Genomic DNA, 18,849 nt, shown 5'->3' on the forward strand with positions numbered 1-18,849 from the left:
TGAGGACTTAAATTAAGGATGAATAATATGAGCACATTGGCAAATTTTTGAATCGAAACACCTCATCAATCTTGCTTTTGACTCAACTGCTCCCGATAAATGACGACCAAATAATAGGCATCGATTAACACAATAAAAAAGTTAACCGCCGCAACAGGATAAGCCTGTATTGCCATGCCATAAGCCACAAAGAGTAACGCCCCGAGCAAATTCAACCAGCGTAACTTTTTGATATTCGACATCATCAAAGAGATGGCCACCACTACTGACGCCAAGTAACCAACCCATTCCCAAATCATTGCACTATCCATATCACGTCCTTATTTTTCGATTGATACAACAGAAACAGGTTGGTTGAGCCCGATTAGCGTTTAACGACTGCCGCCGTCATCCGTGAAATACAGGTCAGCTCCCCTGCACTATTATGGATTAAGATTTCCCACACCGAACTGCGCTTCCCCAAATGAATGGGTTTTGCCGTCGCGGTCAGTACGCCATTACGCGAAGCGCGTAAATGGTTAGCGTTAATCTCTTGTCCAACACAATAATATTGCTCAAAATCCACCGCAAAGTTTGCGGCATAACTGGCCACAGTTTCGGCCAGCGCCACGTTCGCACCGCCATGGACAATGCCTAAGGGATTATGTACGGCTGGCGTGGCAGGCATAGTTGCCTTCATGTAGTCATCACCAATCTCACTGATCTCAATCCCTAGGGTCTGCATCAAGGTGCCTTTGCCCCCCATGCCAGCATCTAAACGCGCACAATCCTCTAAGGTGACAGGTCTAAACCAAATACTCATTTCAACATCCTAGTAAAGAAAACCAGCTAGCAGTTTACTAAGAAGTGACTGAAGTTCAACACATAAGCATTGGCTTAATCTGTGTAAAACGGCAAGGTGATGCTACGCCTAAGTTAACCAATGCTTTGTGACAGCAAAACGACTAAACCAGACTAAGAATACTCCCCACAGGATCACCACACTCGGCATAATGAGGGCATCGCTGCCTAGTACCGCAGCCGCCTGCTGAATACCAAATACATAGCTCATTTGCAGCAATACTGCGACTAAGGATGCAACTAACACTTTATAGGAAAAGGCTTTTTTAATAAGTAACAACAGACAACCAATCACCCCAGAAACCACAGCAAATCCAAAAATAAGATCGACCCAAGCAGGTGTTGATTCATAGAGCTTTATTTGATCTGGGCTCATCTGCGCCATGGCTTCAGGCGTCATGGTCATTTGGATAATAAACGCCAATAAGCCCATGATGTTCCATAGCAAACTGACAAATGAGACAAAATAAAACCACAGTGGCGCTTTCGCTACGCCGATTGCATGGTAGGAGCCAGTCGCTGCCATTTCTGCTCTCCGAGTGTTCAAGGTACAAACTTTCACAACAACAGTGCCATAAAAAAGGGATGGTAAAACCATCCCTTAGCTCTGAGTTTAGCTCACAAACTCAGTTGTGAGCTTGCAATCACTCGATTAACGTCGACGGCGTTGTAAGCCGAATAGGGATAGCAAGGCTAGACCCAAGTATCCTAACGCGCCACCATCATCCTTTGGTTTTGGCTCAGGTTTTGGTGGCTCAACAGGCGCTGGGTAGCTAAGTGCGACAATAACGGGATCGTGGTCAGACGCTGAGAAAGCATTCTCAGATTTGGCCAGTTCACCAGAGAATTTTTTGCCGTATTCGAACAGGTTAGATTCCACCGAGTTGATATGCCAATCTTCGATATCCACTAAACGCTTGGCAAGACTGGTGTTTGCTAAGGCATGGTCGAGGTTACCTAACTCACCGTTGTAGCTGTATGAGTAAGTTCCAGCGCCGTGGGCCTGAGTATTGAGGTTGATTAGGCCATAGCCCTTCTCAATCTTGCTACCTTGGCGCTCAAACACTTTGCCATCTAAGGTGGTCCATGAGGCGGTCATGATATCGCGCTCAGACTTGCTCGCATCGTAATCGGTCAATACGCGGATAGGATCTTCCATGCCGTAGGCATTCATATCGCCAATCACCAGCAGATCGCCTTTAACGTCTTTTAAGGCTTCGCCGAGCACTTTAGCAGCCGATACGCGGAAGGCATTACACTTGCCCTGTTGATCGGCCGGATCGACTGACTCTTCGAAGTTGACCCAATCTTCTAAACAGCCTGAACCTTTTGATTTCAGATGGTTAACAACAACTGTTAAGTTCTGTTCATGGATCTTAAAGGTTTGCGCTAGGCTGTGACGTTGGTAAGCATCGTTACCTGGGTTAGTCTCAGTCTTGCCATCTTTAACACGAGTCACACTGCCAGCGGTCGCGTGCTGCTCTGGAGTATCAATCGCACGAGCCGCACCCGCAAGGCTCACTTTACCCGCGCGGTAAAGCATACCTACAGTAATGGCATCACTACCGAAGTACTTACCGTCGTATTTATCTTCGTCGGTGATTTCAACGAAGCTGTAAGCATTTTCAGCGGTTTGCTTCTCGTTTAAGGCATCGACTAAGTTCTTAATCGCGCTCTTTTCACCAAAACCGTTGTTAGCGATTTCCATTAAACCGACGATATCGGCGTTCATGGCGGTAATGGCGCTGACGATTTTCGCACGTTGCAGCAGCATTTCTTCTTCGGTCAAGGCGCCGCGGTTACTGCCCGATGGGTTAGTATCACCACCAACAACATCGTTAAAGAAGTTCAGCACGTTAAAGCTGGCGACACGGATATCGCCCTTAGTGGCCACACTTGGTGCGTCGGTTCTATCATCACCACGGATAAAGTCACCAGCGGTGATAGTGTTGGTCGCCACTAAACGGTAAGCACCGTAGCTGTAACCAATCACACCTTCGAGGTTGGTCAACTGGTCACCCACACGGATATAACCTGTTTCGACGTTAAAGTCAGGGAAGTAAGGAATAACACCATCGGCTGGCTTGTAGTCAGATTCGATAAACAACTGATTTTCAAGGTTAGATTTAACTAAAGCCGTCGCCTCTGGTGACAGTGCTGGATACAGCTGAGTTGGCTTCATCAACGGCGCCTTGTAGGACACCAGCATATTATTACGACGGCCAGCATAATCGTAACTGAAGGTACGGCTGATCTTCAGATCGCTGCCCGCATCCAGTTTCACGTTCATGCCTTCGTAGCGCTCTAATGCCTGCGCTAAAGTTTCGCCATCGGCCACATAGAATGGCGCCGCAGCAGGGACTTCGCCCTTAGCACCGACTTCGAATTTCTTGTCAGTTTTGATATCTATTTGGGTTAGGCCGAAGTATTCCTTCACCTTACCTTGGACGCAGACTTCAACGCCGGGTTGAATCGCTTCTGGTGGATTCTCACCTAAAAACACGAACACGCCATCGGAAGTGTATGGCGAGTTATCGCCCTTCACTTCTTGGAGATAGAAACCTTTGAATAAGCTCTCGCCACGGGCAGTCACCACACCGCGAACCGTCACTTCGCTTTCAGACTCGAATGCACCTTCAGGCACATAAGGGCTAGATTCACCCGCGCCTTGGACTTGATAAATCGGAACGATTTTCGCGCCGCTGCAGCTAAAGACTGGTGTTTCAGGCTCAGTTGGGGTTTCTAGCGAACCCAAACCAGTAAATGTATCTTTAGGTAATTGTTCCCACTGGGCAGGATTAAAGACAGTGTTGGCGACTAATGCATCGAGTTTACGCTTGAGAGTGACATCCAGCCCCCAACCTGTCGGCGTTGGCACGTCACCGATAATATCGACCACTGCGCCATCTTTAACTAAGGCAACCGCATCGCCACCGTTAAAACTTAAAGAACCCGAAAAACTGTCGACACCTTGAGGAAGGGTAATGACTGCACTTGAGTTTAAAATGACTTTTGTCGATTTTGGCGCAATACTTTGTCCATCTAATACCTGCATATCAAGCGCATCAGTTGCGCCATCTTTATAACGAACGAGTTTATAACCCGAAAGATCAATTGCCGTATCACCGCTGTTATATAATTCGATAGCTTTGTTGTTTGAGCTACCTTCAACATATTCAGTGATCATCACATCAGCACTTGCCATCATTGGCAAAGCTGCGGCTACAGCTAAAGAAATAGCCGTTAACTTATTAACATTATCCATATCAACAACCCCATTATTATAATATTGCCGCTAATTTTTATTAACGTGCGGGCGGATTATTCCAGAGTTGAATAGCTAAAAAAAGAGGGGGAGATCTCACTATGCACGCATAAGATATTGATGGAAATGAAATTTTATGAACTCAACTGTCTTGAATCCAGAACAGTGATATAACACAAAAGTATTAAGCAGTAAGAAAACAATAAGTAAGATAAAGACATCACAACGACATATCACATTAAAGACGAGCAAATAACAATCAAAAAATAAATATGATATTTTGATGATATTTTTAGGTATGACATTCTGAATAAAATATTGCTTTTGGGTAATTTAAATAATGTCGATTTATTTATAACTTAATTATTTGATCATTATTTTGAAATATTTTTTGCAGTAAGAACAATGCGCATCCTCTACGCTTAAAACACAGTCTCAATTTAAAAACCCCGACATTTGGGGAGCTGGAGGCTGATGTAAAACAACTAAGTGATTGTAGCTTCGCCTTATCTTTATCGCCCACCACGATTTACCGTCACATATACCGCAAAAAAAATACCGCCCTAAGCGGGCGGTATTCTATAAATGCAATAACTTAGCGCTGGTTAAGCCGCCATCACTAAAAATTACTTTTTAGCAGGCTCAGCTGCAGCTGGTGCCGCTTGCGCTTTCTCAATTGATTTCAGTTCAACTTCAAAAATCAGGGTTGAGTTTGGTGGGATAGTACCAGTATCGCGCTCACCGTAAGCTAAGTTTGAAGGGATCACAAACTTGTACTTAGCGCCAACAGGCATTAACTGTACGCCTTCGGTCCAACCTGGAATAACGCGGTTCAATGGGAACTTAGCGGTTTGACCACGCTTGTATGAGCTATCAAACTCAGTACCGTCAAGCAGAGTACCTACGTAATCCACTTCCACTGTATCTTCAGCCGCTGGCTTTTCACCAGAACCTGGCGTTAATACTTCGTATTGCAGGCCCGATTCAGTGGTCACAACGCCTGGCTTAGCTTTGTTTTCCTCGAGGAACTTTTTACCTTCCTCGATGTTTTTAGCAGCAATGGCTGTCGCTTGTTCTTGACGTTTGTCGTTTAACTTTTTATCTAAACCTTGAAGAATGGTTTGCATTTCTTCTTCGGTTAATTTCAGTTGATCATTCAGACCGTTAGTAAAACCAGTCACGATCAGCGTACGGTCAACTGGCAGGCCTAATTCTTCTTGCTCTTTGATATGGCCAGACATATAACGACCGATTGAAGCGCCAACACTGTAGGCTTCTTTTTGTGCTTCAGTCGTTAATTCAACATTTGTGCTTGCATTTGTTGCTTTTTCTTCTTGATTACAAGCAGATAGGCCAATAACAGCCAATGCAACTAACGATAATTTATAAATCGATTTCATTAAAGCTTCCTCAGCATCCTCAAGCGGTTACAATAACCTAAGCGCGACAACTGTATACTAGTTATCTGGGTTATACCAACTAGATTCTGTTATGTGTTAACTGTGATTAATCTCACTCTACCCGAGTAGAGACACCAACTTTAGGAGCAAGTTCATGAAGAAAACCCTACTGCTGGTATTTTGCACAATTTTTTTAGTGGCATGTCAGCCAAAAGCCGATGATATTCGTGTACTTTCACAGGAACCATCATACAGCGCGAGCCTCTCTAGCGACGGCAATATCGCCATTGTCGCCACCCAAAGCCAAGGGGTGCAATGTTGGGACTTAACCACCCACAGCCTCAAGTACCAATGGGTGCATGGCGACCTGAATACTGGCGTCACCGCAACCGCCATTTCCCCTAATGGCCAGTTCGCCGCATCGTTAAGCCGCGATTCAGTTGCCCTATGGACAATAGCCGACGGCAAATCCAGTGGATGGTGGTCACTCCCCGCCTCGGGTGAGAGTGTCGCCGTGGCCAATAATGGCGCCCTGCTCATTGGCTTAAACGATGGCAGCGTGATGTCTCTCAATGCAGCCAAAACCGCACTGATTAAATTTTTAGGACATAAAGAGCGAGTCAATACGGTCGCACTTTCCGCCGATGGTCGCATTGCCCTCTCAGGCTCCAACGACATGCAGGCTATCCTGTGGCAGGCGCAAACTGGGCAGCCTATCCACACTTGGGATATCGGTAGTCGAGTGACTAAGGTCGCGCTCAACGACAGCGGCACATTAAGCTTTACCAATGGCAGTACCAATGAGGCGAAAGTGAGGGACAACAATAGCGGTAAAGTGTTAAATCAACTAGAGATATACCGTCGGCAAATGACCTTTTCTGCGGTGCGCTTTACCAAGCAAGACAGCCAGCTGCTCACGGGCACGCCCGCGCGCGAAGTCATACTCTGGCAACGTCAAACGGGTAAACCAATTGCTAAGTGGCAAATTGCGCTGACTAAAAACACCCAAAACCGAGGAGCCGTTGTATACTCTGTGGCAATTCGCGATACCAATAAAGTGGTTAGTATCAGTAGCCAAGGCCTAGTAGAGACTTGGCAGGAGTAGAGGTTAGTCATGCAAGGCGTACAAGAACAGATTGAAGAGTTGCAAACTAAATTGGCTTTTCAAGAGCTCACTGTAGAAGAGTTAAACCAAGAGGTGATTAAGCTAAATCAACTCATCGCCCACCAACAACATCAAATCCAGTTACTGATTGGTAAGTTACAAGCGATGGAGCCGAGCAATATTGCGACCCAAGCCGAAGAAACACCCCCTCCCCATTACTAGGGATAACTGAACACGTTAACGACACCATGGCCCATAAATATCCAAGGAATGCGATGTTTAAAGATGCGATATCACCCACACCCAGTCAGCCACTGCCGATAGCCGTGGTGGGTGAAGCCATTTTAAAAGAGCAAGCCGTTGAAGTTCGCGACTTCGATACGGCCTTGAGTCAATTAGCAGAGCAGATGGCTGTGAGCATGGTGGCCGCGAAAGGCGTTGGTATTGCCGCGCCGCAAGTGCACAGCCCGCTGGCACTGTTTATCATGGCATCACGGCCGAACGAGCGTTACCCCGATGCGCCGCTGATGGACCCTGTCGTGGTGGTCAACCCAGAGATCTTGTCTGCCTCTGCGGATTTAGTCAGCGGCGAAGAAGGTTGTTTATCGGTTCCTGGGCAAAGGTTTACAATTTGGCGCCACCAGCAGATAGTAGTGCGCTATCAAAACCTCGCAGGACAGTGGCAACGCTCTGAGTTAACAGGTTTTATTGCACGTATTTTTCAACATGAGTTTGATCATCTTCAGGGGATCACTTTGCTTGAGCGTTCACAAATGCCAGAACAAAAACACATGGCGCTAGAAGGTAAACCACAGGCATGAATAGCACCTTCATTCACTCTTTAATCAAACCCACACTCAGCACGCTGATGCTCGCCGCGATCTTAGGCTCGAGCGGCTGTGCCTATAACAGTATTTTTATCAATTATCCGGCGCAAATTGCACCGATAAAACAAGAACTCAATACCGCAACGCCCATGGCGGATATCGAGAAATTAGCCAGCAATATCCAAGGTAACGATGGCCTACTCTACGCCCAAGAAGCGGGACGCGTGGCGCAGGTTGCAGGGAACTTTGCCAGCAGCCGTAAGTACTACCAGCAAGCGGTCGAGGCCTATACTGCCTTCGATGATAAAGCCAAGATTAGCGCCAGCGACATAGGCGCAACCGCTACAAGCTTGGTATTAAACGATAATGCCATCCCCTACCGTGGCCCAGGCTACGAGCGCATTATGCTGCACCAATATCAAGCCTTGAATTACCTGTTCAGCGGTGACTATCAAGGCGCATTGGTGGAAGTTCGCCGCAGTAACGAGCTGCAAGGTTCTGAGCAGGAGCGTTATCAGAAGTCGCAAAAATCCGTGCAGGCCATGGCCAATGGCACCATAGATGCCGAAATGAATAAGCTCGGCCAAGCCGCAGGTACGGTAACCAGCTCCTTCCTCAATGCCTATAGCTACTACACGACGGGATTGCTCCACGAGGTTTTGGGCGAGCCAAACGATGCCTTTATCGACTATCGTAAAGCGGCGCAAATCAGCCCAGATAACACTTATCTGCAACAGGATTTAGTGCGCCTTGCCAAGCAACTCGGCATGCCACAATACGATGAATTTAAAAAGCGCTGGGGCGATGCCAAGCTTCCCAAGGCGGGTGAAGGCCAAGTCATCCTAATGATCGAAAAGGGCTTCGTACCTGAAAAACAAGCGCTCACAGTGCCCTTCACTATCCATGGCAACTGGCAAACCGTGTCTCTGGCCACCTATGGGCCGAACAATAGTGTTGTCGCCGAGACCCAAGTACAAGGCTTAGGTGCAGTGCTGAAAACCGAGCCCATCGCCAATATCGATGCCTTAGCCATTAACGCGCTCAAGGAAGATTTACCCGGCACCTTGGTTCGCCAAGTCGCGCGGGTGTATGCCAAATCGGAAATGGCGTATCAGGTCGAAAAAAGCGGTAAGCCCGGCAACAATGCCGCCGATATTGGCAGTATCGCCATGCAGATTTTTAACGTGGTCAGCGAACAGGCGGATCGCCGCAGTTGGTTGACCCTGCCAAAACAGGCGCAAATTGGTAGACGTTACCTTAATCCCGGGGAATACACGCTGCAGTTAGACAAGGCACCACCAGCCAAAATTGAAGTTGCCGCAGGCAAGACCACCTTGGTCTGGGCAATTGATACTGGTAATTACACCCGAATTTATTCAATAATCATTTAACCTAGCGGTGAATGTTTGAATAAAACGAGTGTCATTAAGTTTTTACAATCACAAAATGGAACTGACTATGAAACAATTTAAACTGATTTTTGTGCTGGCTGCCGTAATGGGTCTGGCTGCATGTCAATCGAAAGTCGAGTATGGCGATGCCACAGAAGTGGAAACCGTTAACGAAAACTTTGGCTCAACGGATCTGCAAGCCATCGCCGCTAAGATGGTCGATAGCATGATGACTTTCCCGCCAATCGTTGCTATGACAGCGAACAACCGCCCAATTTTGTTTGTCGATAGCATCAAAAACAAAACCTCTGAGCATATCGATACAGAGTCTGTGACCGACTCTATCAGCAACAAGTTACTGCGCTCAGGCAAGTTCCGTTTTATCGACATGACAAAAGTAGATTCAGTTCGTAAGCAACTGGATTACCAAAACAATACCGGTATGGTTGATCCATCAACCGCCATCAAGTTTGGCCGTCAAATCGGCGCCCAATACATGCTGTATGGCAACCTGTCTAGCATCGTTAAGCAAGATGGCAGCACCAAAGACGTTTACTACAAGATGACTATGCGTCTGATGGACTTAGAAACAGGCCTGATCGAGTGGTCTGACGAAAAAGAAATCCGTAAGACTAAGTCTAAGTCTTTCTTAGGCATGTAATCCCGCTAAGCCCCATGGGCTAAAGCCGAAATACTCAAAAAAAGCCAGCATTTTTGCTGGCTTTTTTTTTACATTTTTAACATTGGTTATCCCTGCTAAATAAGGTAGTGTACTCGCCCAAAATACCCAGCAAGAGTGCCGCTTTCGAAGGGGGCTTAGTTTACTCGGCCAGAGAGCCTAAACTTGCCAGCCTGCGCGCATCTAAGCCACAAATAAAGTAAATCGTTGAAGGATTGAAGTCGTGAATTTGTTCAAAGCCAGCCTAGTCGCCCTCACCTGCTCGGCACTCATGTCGTGCGCCGTCCAAAGCCCATTAAATACGGGCCCAAGGGATGCCAGCCCCTATATCAGCCAATATCAGGCGAGCTTACGTTCACAGGTGATTTCGAATGTGCTTTATGAGCTGGATTTTCAACTGACTGGCGACACTGAGTTTAGCGCAACGACTAAGGTCAACTTCAATCTCAGCGAAGTGCCCAAGCAATTGAGTCTCGATTTGAACAAGGCACAAATTAAGCGCTTTTTGATCAACGGCACCGCGGTTTACCCCAACTACAACGGCGCCTATATCAGCCTGAATACTCGTTTGCTGTCCTCGGGTGACAACACCATTGAAGTGCAATTTACTCGCCCCCACAGCACCAACGGTGAAGGCTTGCACCGTTTCCAAGATCCCGTCGATGGCAAGGTCTACCTGTATTCACACTTCGAACCTGCTGCGGCGCAGCAAATGTTTGCGGTGTTCGACCAACCCGACTTGAAAGCCAACTATAAAATCAGCGTAACTGCGCCGAAGGACTGGCAAGTGATCAGCACCATGCGCGAGTCCTCAGTCACACCTGCTGGGGCCATGAATCGTTGGGAGTTTCCTGAAACGCCTAAGTTAAGCCCTTATAACTTCTCGATGCATGCTGGTCCGTACCATATGTGGCAGGACAACTCTGGCCGCTATCCGATGCGCCTGTTTGCGCGCCAATCTGTGGCTAACCAAGTCACGCCTGAGGATTGGTTTACCTATACCAAACAAGGTTTAACCTTCTTTGATGCCTATTTCGGTATTCCTTATCCCTTTAAGAAGTACGACCAACTTTTAGTGCCTGATTTTCTCTACGGCGCAATGGAAAACGCCGGAGCAGTGACCTTTGCCGAAGATCATTTCCTCCACAAAGCGGCAATGACCGCAGAGCAAAAACAAAGCTTAGCCGGCGTTATCATGCACGAAATGGCGCACCAGTGGTTTGGCGATCTGGTCACCATGAAGTGGTGGAATGGTTTGTGGCTAAACGAAAGTTTTGCCTCCTTTATGGGCACGCTCGCGACCCAAGAGGCCACCGAGTTCACCAATGCCTGGCGCAGTTTTTACGCTCAAGGCAAACAACGCGCCTATGAGCAAGACAGCCTAGTGACCACGCATCCCATCGAAGTGCCCGTGGCGACCACGCAAAACGCCTTCGATAATATCGATGCGATTACCTATCAAAAAGGCGCCTCGACCCTCAAGCAGTTACGTCATTTACTCGGCGATCTGGTATTCCAGCGCGGCGTGAGTAACTACTTAAAGCAATACAGCTATCAAAATGCCGAGCTAGATGACTTTATCAATAGCCTAGCTAAATCGGCGGGCCGTGACTTAAGCGCCTGGACGAAAGATTGGCTCTACAGCGCAGGGGTTAACACCATTAAGGCCGAATACCGCTGTGACGGTAACCGCATCAGCGATTTTAGCCTGTTGCAGTATCCTGCGAGCAGTGAGTTGCCTACACTCAGGGAGCAAAAAGTCCAAATCGCCCTGTTCACTAAGGGACGTTTCGATTTAAGACATGAGACTACGGTCGCCGTCACCTACAAGGGTGAGCGTACCGAAGTGAAGCAATTAGTCGGAGAACGTTGTCCAGATTTGGTTTACCCCAACTACGATGACTGGGGCTTTGTAAAGGTGCAACTCGATGACAAATCCTTCGACACCGCCAAGCAACAGTTAAGCCGTGTTACAGATCCTCTGCTGCGCTCTATGCTGTGGCAAAGCCTGTGGGACAGCGTGCTTGAAGGCAACCTGAGCCTAGATCAATACTTAAGCACGGTGTTCGTCAACGCCCCAGCGGAAAATGACTACACTGTGGTCGGCCAGATTATTTCGACTCTGCTGCGCAGCAAAGAATACCTCGCGCAAATCGCGCCGATTCAGCAAAACTATGCTGAAAATGCGGTCAAAGGCTTAGCGCAAATGAGCCTTCGCAAAACCATGGAGAGCCGAGGCGATAATGACTTCCAGCGCCGCTGGTTCAATGCCTATATTCAGTTAGCGGGCGATCGCGACAGTCTGCGCCACTTAGCGCAATTACTGGATGGCACAACCAAAATCAAAGGCTTAACCCTAGACCAAGATCTCCGCTGGGCCATCATCACTCAGCTGAATCGCTATGACTTCCCGAATGCGCAACAACGTATTACCCAGGAAGCCGCCCGCGATAACTCGGATTCGGGTGAAAAGGCCGCATTGGCCGCACAGGTTATCCGTCCTGAGGCCGCTGCCAAACGCCGCTGGTTGAGCAAAGTGCACGCCGACGCCCTGCCGTTTGCCAAACAGCGGATTATTATGGAAAATCTCTATCCTGCTGAACAGAAACTGCTAAGCGCCGCCACCGCGGAAGAGCGCCTCGCTAACTTGGCGGACATGGATAAGAAAGGCCCAGTGTTTATGCGTAGCTACAGCCGCAACCTTATCCCAACCGACTGTAATTACACCAGTATTGCCGCCTTGGATAAGGTATTAGATACCCAAACTGGATTATCTAACCTAACGCGCCGCACGCTGTTAGAAACCCGCCAAACCGAGCAACGTTGCGTGCTGATCAAAAATAAAATGACCCATTGATAAATCGGGTCATCATCCACTAAAAAGAGGCTCATTCGAGCCTCTTTTTTTATGCCTTTACCCTTGCTTGTCCGAGGGTAAGCCTTGATAGAATTGAAGCAAATCTTCTAATGCCAATGGCTTAGCATAAAAATATCCTTGATGTTGATAAACCCCTTTCGCGGCTAAGTACTCCACCTGCGCTAGAGTTTCAACGCCTTCGGCTACCATATCCATCTGCGACTCACGGCCAAAGGCGATAATGGCATCGAGTACCGCGCCCTTTAAGTCCTCGGTACCTATAGTATCGGTAAACATCTTATCGATTTTTATGCTGTTAATTCCGAGACGCTGCAAATAACTAAAACCACCAAAGCCAGTGCCAAAATCATCGAGTTTAAAGTCATGACACAGGGGCAATACCGCCTTCATCTCGGCGAGGGCTAACTCAAATTGAGTGATAGGTTTACGCTCTGTGAGTTCAAAAGCAATGCGTTTCACCCTAGGATCGCTATGGCTGGAGAACCATTTGCTCAATAACCCCGACTCGAGATGCTGGGCGACAATATTGGCGCTGACCCAACCTTTAAGCTGAGGCAAGTCCTGATATACCTGCTCGAGGATAAGATCGGTGATCGGCAGAATTAACCCCGAATCTTCGGCGTAGGGAATAAACTGATTAGGTTGAACGAGCACGCCATCGAATCGGCGCCAGCGGACTAACATCTCTTGGCCGACGACCTCTCCGCTGCGGCAATCGATAATCGGTTGATAATAAGGAATAAACTCTTTTCGGCTGATGCCTTTTTGGATAAGCATCCCCAGCGACACCCGCGCCGATTGCCAATTCCAATAAAAAATCACCGCAAGGAAAGACACTATCAGGGCAACGACAAATAGCACAACGGCTACGTGTGAGGCTTCTCGCCAGTAAAGCGTATCCCCCGCCCTTAAGGTCAAGGTCACATCTAATACGTTGATATAACGAGAGTCCTCAATTAATACGTTCTCTGTTTCTAGCCGCTCGACGCCCCGCTCTAGGGAAGAAAGGCCTTGATAACCAACCAATAGTTGATAACAACCTAGGCACAGATTTGACAGGGTTTCGTTATAGACAGAGCTATTGGTGAGCACGACTAACTTTTGTTCGCCCAAATGGAACACATAACCAATGCTACGGGCCCTATCGTTAGCCGCGACTGTAGTGGCAATATCCACTCGATGTGAATCGAAATATAAACTTCGAGAGCGGTCGAATTGATAATTGACCGGAGGCCCCATATTGGAGCATTGCGTCCCGTTTGCCAGTTCTAACTGAATAAATCGGACGATCGCCGGGCTTAGGGACGGACTATTTAGCAGCGCAATGTCATCCATATCGCAGGTAAAAGATAATTCGCCAAATGCCTGTTCGATGTTCGTCGCTTCAAATCCATCGAGTCCATTGGCAAACGAAGTCTCAATACTATCTAAATCATCGCTGAATCTATGCTCCATGCTGTAACGGGTTAGCCAAGGCTGCATAGCGCTCGCCAATAGGATTGGCAAAATAAAGATAAGGCAAGTGTGTAACCAGGGATTAAGGCTCCAGCGAGGAAAGTTCCATTTCATACTATTCCGCTCATTTACATTCATCAGTACTTATTTGTACTCATTTACTGTTATGCCAGAGTATGCCTGATCTCAGCTCAAAGCTGTGCAGCAAATCATTGATTCTGCCGATTTAACCACATTTAAAGATTGATGATTTATCTATTAATGCTTTCACATTTTCTGCCGCTATACTTTATTGACGTTAGACAGCTAACGGAATTTAAAGGAAATAATTATGAGATCAACACTCAAAACCCGCCTACTCTTTAGTAGTCTCTTCGCCGTTCTCATTACTGTCGCAGTGCTGGTAAGCATATCAAGCTATTTCATCCGCAATAATGCCTTAGAAAATACTCAACATGAAATTGATCAACTGGCGAATACCTTTGCCGAAGGTATTGGCCTGTGGATGCAAGATCGCAAAATGGCGATCACCAGTCTTAAAAAGACCATAGAAGCCGATCCCAATGTGCAAATCACGCCCTATTTATTACAAGCCCACAATGGTATGGGGTTTGCGCTGACTTATTTTGGTGATGAGCAGGGAAACATGTACCGCCAAGATCCCGCGCTCAATACCGCTAACTATGATCCCAGAGTCCGTCCTTGGTATATGGATGCCAAAGCCGCTAATGCGATGGTAATGACTGCGCCCTATGTGAGCGCCACCTTAAAAAAACAAGTGGTGACCATTGCCGAGCCCGTCATGGTATCGGGTAGTTTGTTCGGGGTTGCCGCAGCAAACCTCACCATAGATCAACTCACCGATGCGGTGCAGCGCCTTAAAGTGCCAGGTAAAGGCTATACCCTCATGGTGGACAAGACTGGGCTTATCATCAGCCACCCCAATAACCAGCTTAATAATCAACAACTAAATAAAATTGATAGCAATTTTACCCCCAGCTGGTTATCCCAACGTGCAAATGCCAATACCTTAGAAGAACGCGAGCTCGATGGCGAAACTCAACTCATCTATGTTGCAGCAGTGCCATCTACCGACTGGGAACTGATTTTCGTGATGAACAAGGAGGAAATCATGTCGCAGGCCACCACTCTTGCCTGGTGGATGTCCGCTGTTGGAGCTGGCTTACTGGTCATCTTCGGCTTGGTCCTAGTGGCCATCTTTAAAATTCAATTTAAAGACTTAGAACGCGTTGCCTTGGCACTTAATGATATTGCCGAAGGGGATGGCGACCTGACGGTTAGGATCCACACCGCCAACAGCCACGACGAAATTGGTATCTTGGCCTCAGGCTTTAACCGCTTCGTCGAACGACTGCATGGCATGATCTCCAGAATGCACCAGATCGCAGGCCAACTGGAATATCAAGCCCAGGGCAGCAGTGCATCGGCCACGGATAATAGCCAGCGCATCGCCGTGCAGCAGGACGAAGTGACCATGGTGGCGACCGCAGTCACTGAGATGGCGAGCGCCACCGAAGAGATTGCCAGCAACGCCGAGCACACAGCACAAACGGCGCAAGATGCAGTTGGACTATCTGACCATGGTCAAAAACAAGTGATGCAGAGTCAGCAATCTATTCGTAACTTGGCGAACGAAGTGGATACTGCTGGCCGTATTATCAGTGAGCTTAATGAACACTCACAAAAGATTAATAGCATCCTGCTCACCATCAGTGGCATTGCCGAACAAACCAACTTACTGGCGTTGAACGCTGCGATTGAAGCCGCCCGCGCCGGTGAACAAGGTCGCGGCTTTGCCGTGGTGGCCGACGAAGTGCGCGTGTTGTCGCAGCGTACTCACTCATCGACTCAAGAAATTCAAGCCATGATCGAGACCCTACAACAAACTGCGGCTAAGGCGGTTAAATCTATGACCCAAAGTCACGATATGGCTGAAACCAGTGTCGCCGACGCCAACTCGGCCAGTGAGAGCCTGCTACAGATCAGCAAAGCCATTAATGAGATCTCGGATATGGCGAGCCAAATTGCCACCGCCGCAGAGGAGCAAACTTCGGTCACCAGCGAAATTAACCGTAATACCGAGTCGATTCGTGAAGTTTCTGAAAACCTCTCCATAGAAGCACAAAGCTCGATGGTACAGGCACAAGAATTAGCTCACTTAGCCGCCTCGCTGCAGCAGGAAGTTGGTCGCTTTAAGCTATAAATGCGCCAACGGCTGACGCCCTAACGCATCGCCACGCTATAAAAAATCCCCGATAATCTGAGTCTTATCGGGGATTTTTATAAACGGCCACTTTGATTCCAATCAATGGGGCTGGATCAGAGGCTCGAAATAGCTGGTCTTTAAGCCTTGATAACCCATTTCAATCCGATTGCCACCATTGCGCTTCGCCTTATACATCGCCGTATCGGCGCAGGACAGCAGTTGTTTTTCATCCCTGCCATGCTCGGGATACAGAGCAATCCCAATGCTAGGCAAAATATGGATCTGCTGATTCACCAACTCGAAGGGTTGGTTAAGCACATCTAAGATTTTTTGGGCGACGAGTAAGGTATTCTGCGCCGAATCGACACGCTCTAGCAGGACCACAAACTCATCACCACCAAAGCGTGCAACCGTATCCGAGCTTCTAACGCATCCTAAAATCCGCTGGGCGGTAATTTGCAATAAGAGATCACCCACACCATGGCCATAGGTATCATTCACCCATTTAAACTTGTCTAAATCCAAGTAGAGTAAGGAAAAATAGCTCGACTCGCGATTCGCGCGCGATAACGCCTTCTGGAATCTGTCATAAAACAATTCGCGATTGGGCAAATGGGTGAGTTGATCATAAAGTGCAATATGCTCCAATCGCGCCAGCATTTGCCGACGCTCGATAGCGAAGGCGATTTGTGTCGACACAAACTCAACCAGTTCGCGATCCTGCTGAGTATAAGCCCGAGAATCTGGGGTGCTATGCATAATCAAGGCGCCGATAATGCCCTTCTGCAATGTTAGCGGCACACCAAGCCAACTTATGGCTTGCGGGTTATCTTGCTGATTATCTTGCTGATTTTTTTGCGGACCGACTTGCGAATAGCAAAGCTCACTTTCAACCGCAGAAACAGGCCGAGTCATGGGACAAAGCAGCATAGACTCTGCGCTTTGGATCACTTGCTCGGTAAAATGATCGAAACTGGCGGATTGCGCCGGATTTTGCTCCCCCGCCAACACGCGATAGGGAAAATCTAACTCATTAAGATCGGCATCATACAGCGCGATTGCAAAATTATCTGTCGGCAACAGCTTGGCCATGATCTGGTGAATGCGTCGATACAGGGCGAGGAGATCTTCTGCTACATGCACGGCTTCAGAAATCTCATACAGGGCAGCCTGACGCCGCTCGGCAGCCTTGCTCTTCGTAATGTCCCGGGCCACGGCAATCCGCTGCTGACGGTCCTCAGACCAACGGGCAGACCAGAGGATATCGACTAGGGTGCCATCTTTACGAACATAGCGATTTTCAAAATCTAGCTTAAAGCTGTCCGCCATAATGTCATTAGCTGCGGCAATGGTACGCTCCCGGTCCTCTGGATACACGAGATCTAACATCTGCATACCAATCATTTCATCTGGGGTATAGCCAAAAATACGCTCGGCGCCCGCACTAACAAACTCGAAGTGTCCGGTTTTATCGACGACGCAGATGGCATCTAATAACAGATCAACAAATTGGCTAAGGGAAGTATAACCATCGTTTTTCACACAACTCTCCAACTATACGGCGAATTTACATCAAGAGGCCCATTAACCTACAGGGAAGTACAGTTAAAGTCCTAAACACACAATAACATACTATTAGAGTAGGTTAATTACTATGACAGTTCCATGCCAGAACCTGCACAATCATGCCCTCAAACCGCCAAGGAAAGATGCCGATTTGACGGACACAAACTGATTTAAGCACAATAGCCCAAAGGGCGACGAAGGTTGTCGCACACAGGCTATCGATTCATAGGGCAGCAAGTTAATTAGGAGTATGTTTGACGTCGTTCAAATCCCCTTCCCATAAAGCGCAGCATTTACGTCTCGGGCTTGCCATGTGGTCGCATAACCATTGGCAAGAAAGTGTTTATGGTTCAGGTACTAAACAGGCCGACAGACTTGCCCGCTATGCCAGCATCTTCAACACAGTGGAAGGCAATACCAGCTTTTACGCTACGCCAAATGCGCAAACGGTAATGAATTGGCACAGCGCTACTCCCGATGATTTTCGCTTTACCTTCAAACTGCCACAAAACATCACCCATCAACTGCAGTTGCAGCATTGTCAGCAGGAGCTATTGGCCTTCTTCCAAATGATGGCACCCTTGGTCGAAAAAACCGGCTTGTGGAAAATTCAGCTCCCCGCCGCATTCGGCCCCGAACAGCTGCCAGTGCTAGCAGGTTTTTTTGATCTTTTACCGCAAGGCTTAAGTTATGGCGTAGAGGTTCGCCATTTAGCCTTTTTTGCCAAGGGAGACGCAGAGCGAGCGCTAAATCGCCTACTGATAGACAGACAAGCCAATCGCATTATCATGGACAGTCGGCCACTGTTTGCCCTGCCGCCCGCTAACGAGGCCATTATCGATGCCCATAAGAAAAAACCACAGGTGCCCGTGCACGCTATAGCGACCGCCCATACGCCCGTGGTGCGTTTTATTGGTCAAACGGATGGCACGATTGAAGCCTTAGCGGCGAGTAACAATAAATTGCAGGTGAATGATAACGATAGCTTTTTTAACAACTGGCGAAGGCAATTAGCGCAATGGATAAAAGAAGGCCGTGAGCCTTATCTGTTTATCCATACGCCCGATAACCAAACCGCGCCCGAATTAGCGGTACGTTTATACCAGCAATTGCAGCAACAACTGGCCGATGAGGTCAGCTTACCCACGATTCAGTTGCATGAGCCGCCATTGGCTGAGCCCGCCGCACAAATGCAACTGACCTGGTAAAAGGAATT

15 protein-coding genes are annotated in these 18,849 nt (G+C 47.9%); 8 read left to right on the forward strand and 7 right to left on the reverse strand.

What is annotated here, in order from left to right; translation table 11 throughout:
- Positions 1-65: 65 nt before the first annotated feature.
- From SHEWMR4_RS15900 to fkpA, 5 genes are all read right to left on the reverse strand, one after another.
- Positions 66-311: a YgjV family protein gene (locus tag SHEWMR4_RS15900; RefSeq protein WP_011623774.1), complete on the reverse strand. Its 246-nt coding sequence runs from the start codon at positions 309-311 to the stop codon at positions 66-68.
- Positions 312-364: 53 nt separating this feature from the next.
- Positions 365-802 carry a PaaI family thioesterase gene (locus SHEWMR4_RS15905; RefSeq protein ID WP_011623775.1) on the reverse strand — a complete coding sequence of 146 codons (438 nt, stop codon included), beginning with the start codon at positions 800-802 and terminating at the stop codon, positions 365-367.
- Positions 803-910: 108 nt separating this feature from the next.
- On the reverse strand, positions 911-1,366 hold the full coding sequence (locus SHEWMR4_RS15910) for a hypothetical protein (protein WP_011623776.1): 456 nt from the start codon (positions 1,364-1,366) through the stop codon (positions 911-913).
- Positions 1,367-1,492: 126 nt separating this feature from the next.
- Positions 1,493-4,105: an extracellular exonuclease ExeM gene (exeM, locus tag SHEWMR4_RS15915; RefSeq protein WP_011623777.1), complete on the reverse strand. Its 2,613-nt coding sequence runs from the start codon at positions 4,103-4,105 to the stop codon at positions 1,493-1,495.
- Between the two features lie 626 nt (positions 4,106-4,731).
- On the reverse strand, positions 4,732-5,505 hold the full coding sequence (gene fkpA, locus SHEWMR4_RS15920) for an FKBP-type peptidyl-prolyl cis-trans isomerase (RefSeq protein WP_011623778.1): 774 nt from the start codon (positions 5,503-5,505) through the stop codon (positions 4,732-4,734).
- Positions 5,506-5,659: 154 nt separating this feature from the next.
- Here fkpA and SHEWMR4_RS15925 point away from each other — a divergent pair, with 154 nt between their 5' ends.
- The 6 genes from SHEWMR4_RS15925 (at position 5,660) to pepN (ending at position 12,364) form a co-directional block, all read left to right on the forward strand.
- Positions 5,660-6,610, forward strand: coding sequence for a WD40 repeat domain-containing protein (locus SHEWMR4_RS15925; RefSeq protein WP_011623779.1), 951 nt, complete (start codon positions 5,660-5,662; stop codon positions 6,608-6,610).
- Positions 6,611-6,619: 9 nt separating this feature from the next.
- Positions 6,620-6,832 carry a SlyX family protein gene (locus SHEWMR4_RS15930; RefSeq protein ID WP_011623780.1) on the forward strand — a complete coding sequence of 71 codons (213 nt, stop codon included), beginning with the start codon at positions 6,620-6,622 and terminating at the stop codon, positions 6,830-6,832.
- 53 nt (positions 6,833-6,885) lie between these two features.
- Positions 6,886-7,431, forward strand: a complete 546-nt coding sequence (gene def / locus SHEWMR4_RS15935; RefSeq protein ID WP_011623781.1) for a peptide deformylase — start codon at positions 6,886-6,888, stop codon at positions 7,429-7,431.
- The gene (locus SHEWMR4_RS15940) at positions 7,428-8,828 is read left to right on the forward strand and encodes a COG3014 family protein (RefSeq protein ID WP_011623782.1); all 1,401 of its coding nucleotides are present in this window, start codon (positions 7,428-7,430) and stop codon (positions 8,826-8,828) included. Before def ends, SHEWMR4_RS15940 begins: the two co-directional genes overlap by 4 nt.
- A 67-nt stretch (positions 8,829-8,895) precedes the next feature.
- The gene (gene lpoB / locus SHEWMR4_RS15945; RefSeq protein ID WP_007645693.1) at positions 8,896-9,489 is read left to right on the forward strand and encodes a penicillin-binding protein activator LpoB; all 594 of its coding nucleotides are present in this window, start codon (positions 8,896-8,898) and stop codon (positions 9,487-9,489) included.
- Positions 9,490-9,730: 241 nt separating this feature from the next.
- On the forward strand, positions 9,731-12,364 hold the full coding sequence (gene pepN / locus SHEWMR4_RS15950) for an aminopeptidase N (protein ID WP_011623784.1): 2,634 nt from the start codon (positions 9,731-9,733) through the stop codon (positions 12,362-12,364).
- 57 nt (positions 12,365-12,421) lie between these two features.
- On the opposite strand, the gene SHEWMR4_RS15955 is transcribed toward pepN, so the two are convergent.
- A complete protein-coding gene (locus SHEWMR4_RS15955) occupies positions 12,422-13,954 on the reverse strand; it encodes an EAL domain-containing protein (RefSeq protein WP_227499208.1) in 1,533 nt (510 codons plus the stop codon).
- A 217-nt stretch (positions 13,955-14,171) separates the two neighbouring features.
- Here SHEWMR4_RS15955 and SHEWMR4_RS15960 point away from each other — a divergent pair, with 217 nt between their 5' ends.
- A complete protein-coding gene (locus tag SHEWMR4_RS15960) occupies positions 14,172-16,064 on the forward strand; it encodes a methyl-accepting chemotaxis protein (RefSeq protein ID WP_011623786.1) in 1,893 nt (630 codons plus the stop codon).
- Between the two features lie 102 nt (positions 16,065-16,166).
- On the opposite strand, the gene SHEWMR4_RS15965 is transcribed toward SHEWMR4_RS15960, so the two are convergent.
- The gene (locus SHEWMR4_RS15965) at positions 16,167-17,609 is read right to left on the reverse strand and encodes a diguanylate cyclase domain-containing protein (RefSeq protein WP_011623787.1); all 1,443 of its coding nucleotides are present in this window, start codon (positions 17,607-17,609) and stop codon (positions 16,167-16,169) included.
- Positions 17,610-17,944: 335 nt separating this feature from the next.
- On the opposite strand from SHEWMR4_RS15965, the gene SHEWMR4_RS15970 reads away from it, so the two are divergent.
- Positions 17,945-18,841, forward strand: a complete 897-nt coding sequence (locus tag SHEWMR4_RS15970) for a DUF72 domain-containing protein (RefSeq protein ID WP_049764549.1) — start codon at positions 17,945-17,947, stop codon at positions 18,839-18,841.
- The last annotated feature ends 8 nt before the right edge of the window (positions 18,842-18,849 follow it).

The sequence above is a fragment of the Shewanella sp. MR-4 genome (assembly GCF_000014685.1).
In the GTDB taxonomy this organism is placed as follows: Bacteria; Pseudomonadota; Gammaproteobacteria; order Enterobacterales; family Shewanellaceae; genus Shewanella.

Coding starts and splice junctions, on each gene's coding strand:
- def (WP_011623781.1), top strand. CDS start 6,886: ATGTTTAAAGATGCGATATCACCCACACCCAGTCAGCCACTGCCGATA.
- SHEWMR4_RS15970 (WP_049764549.1), top strand. CDS start 17,945: ATGTGGTCGCATAACCATTGGCAAGAAAGTGTTTATGGTTCAGGTACT.
- SHEWMR4_RS15910 (WP_011623776.1), bottom strand. CDS start 1,366: ATGGCAGCGACTGGCTCCTACCATGCAATCGGCGTAGCGAAAGCGCCA.
- SHEWMR4_RS15940 (WP_011623782.1), top strand. CDS start 7,428: ATGAATAGCACCTTCATTCACTCTTTAATCAAACCCACACTCAGCACG.
- exeM (WP_011623777.1), bottom strand. CDS start 4,105: ATGGATAATGTTAATAAGTTAACGGCTATTTCTTTAGCTGTAGCCGCA.
- SHEWMR4_RS15900 (WP_011623774.1), bottom strand. CDS start 311: ATGGATAGTGCAATGATTTGGGAATGGGTTGGTTACTTGGCGTCAGTA.
- SHEWMR4_RS15955 (WP_227499208.1), bottom strand. CDS start 13,954: ATGAAATGGAACTTTCCTCGCTGGAGCCTTAATCCCTGGTTACACACT.
- SHEWMR4_RS15960 (WP_011623786.1), top strand. CDS start 14,172: ATGAGATCAACACTCAAAACCCGCCTACTCTTTAGTAGTCTCTTCGCC.
- SHEWMR4_RS15905 (WP_011623775.1), bottom strand. CDS start 802: ATGAGTATTTGGTTTAGACCTGTCACCTTAGAGGATTGTGCGCGTTTA.
- SHEWMR4_RS15930 (WP_011623780.1), top strand. CDS start 6,620: ATGCAAGGCGTACAAGAACAGATTGAAGAGTTGCAAACTAAATTGGCT.
- SHEWMR4_RS15925 (WP_011623779.1), top strand. CDS start 5,660: ATGAAGAAAACCCTACTGCTGGTATTTTGCACAATTTTTTTAGTGGCA.
- fkpA (WP_011623778.1), bottom strand. CDS start 5,505: ATGAAATCGATTTATAAATTATCGTTAGTTGCATTGGCTGTTATTGGC.
- lpoB (WP_007645693.1), top strand. CDS start 8,896: ATGAAACAATTTAAACTGATTTTTGTGCTGGCTGCCGTAATGGGTCTG.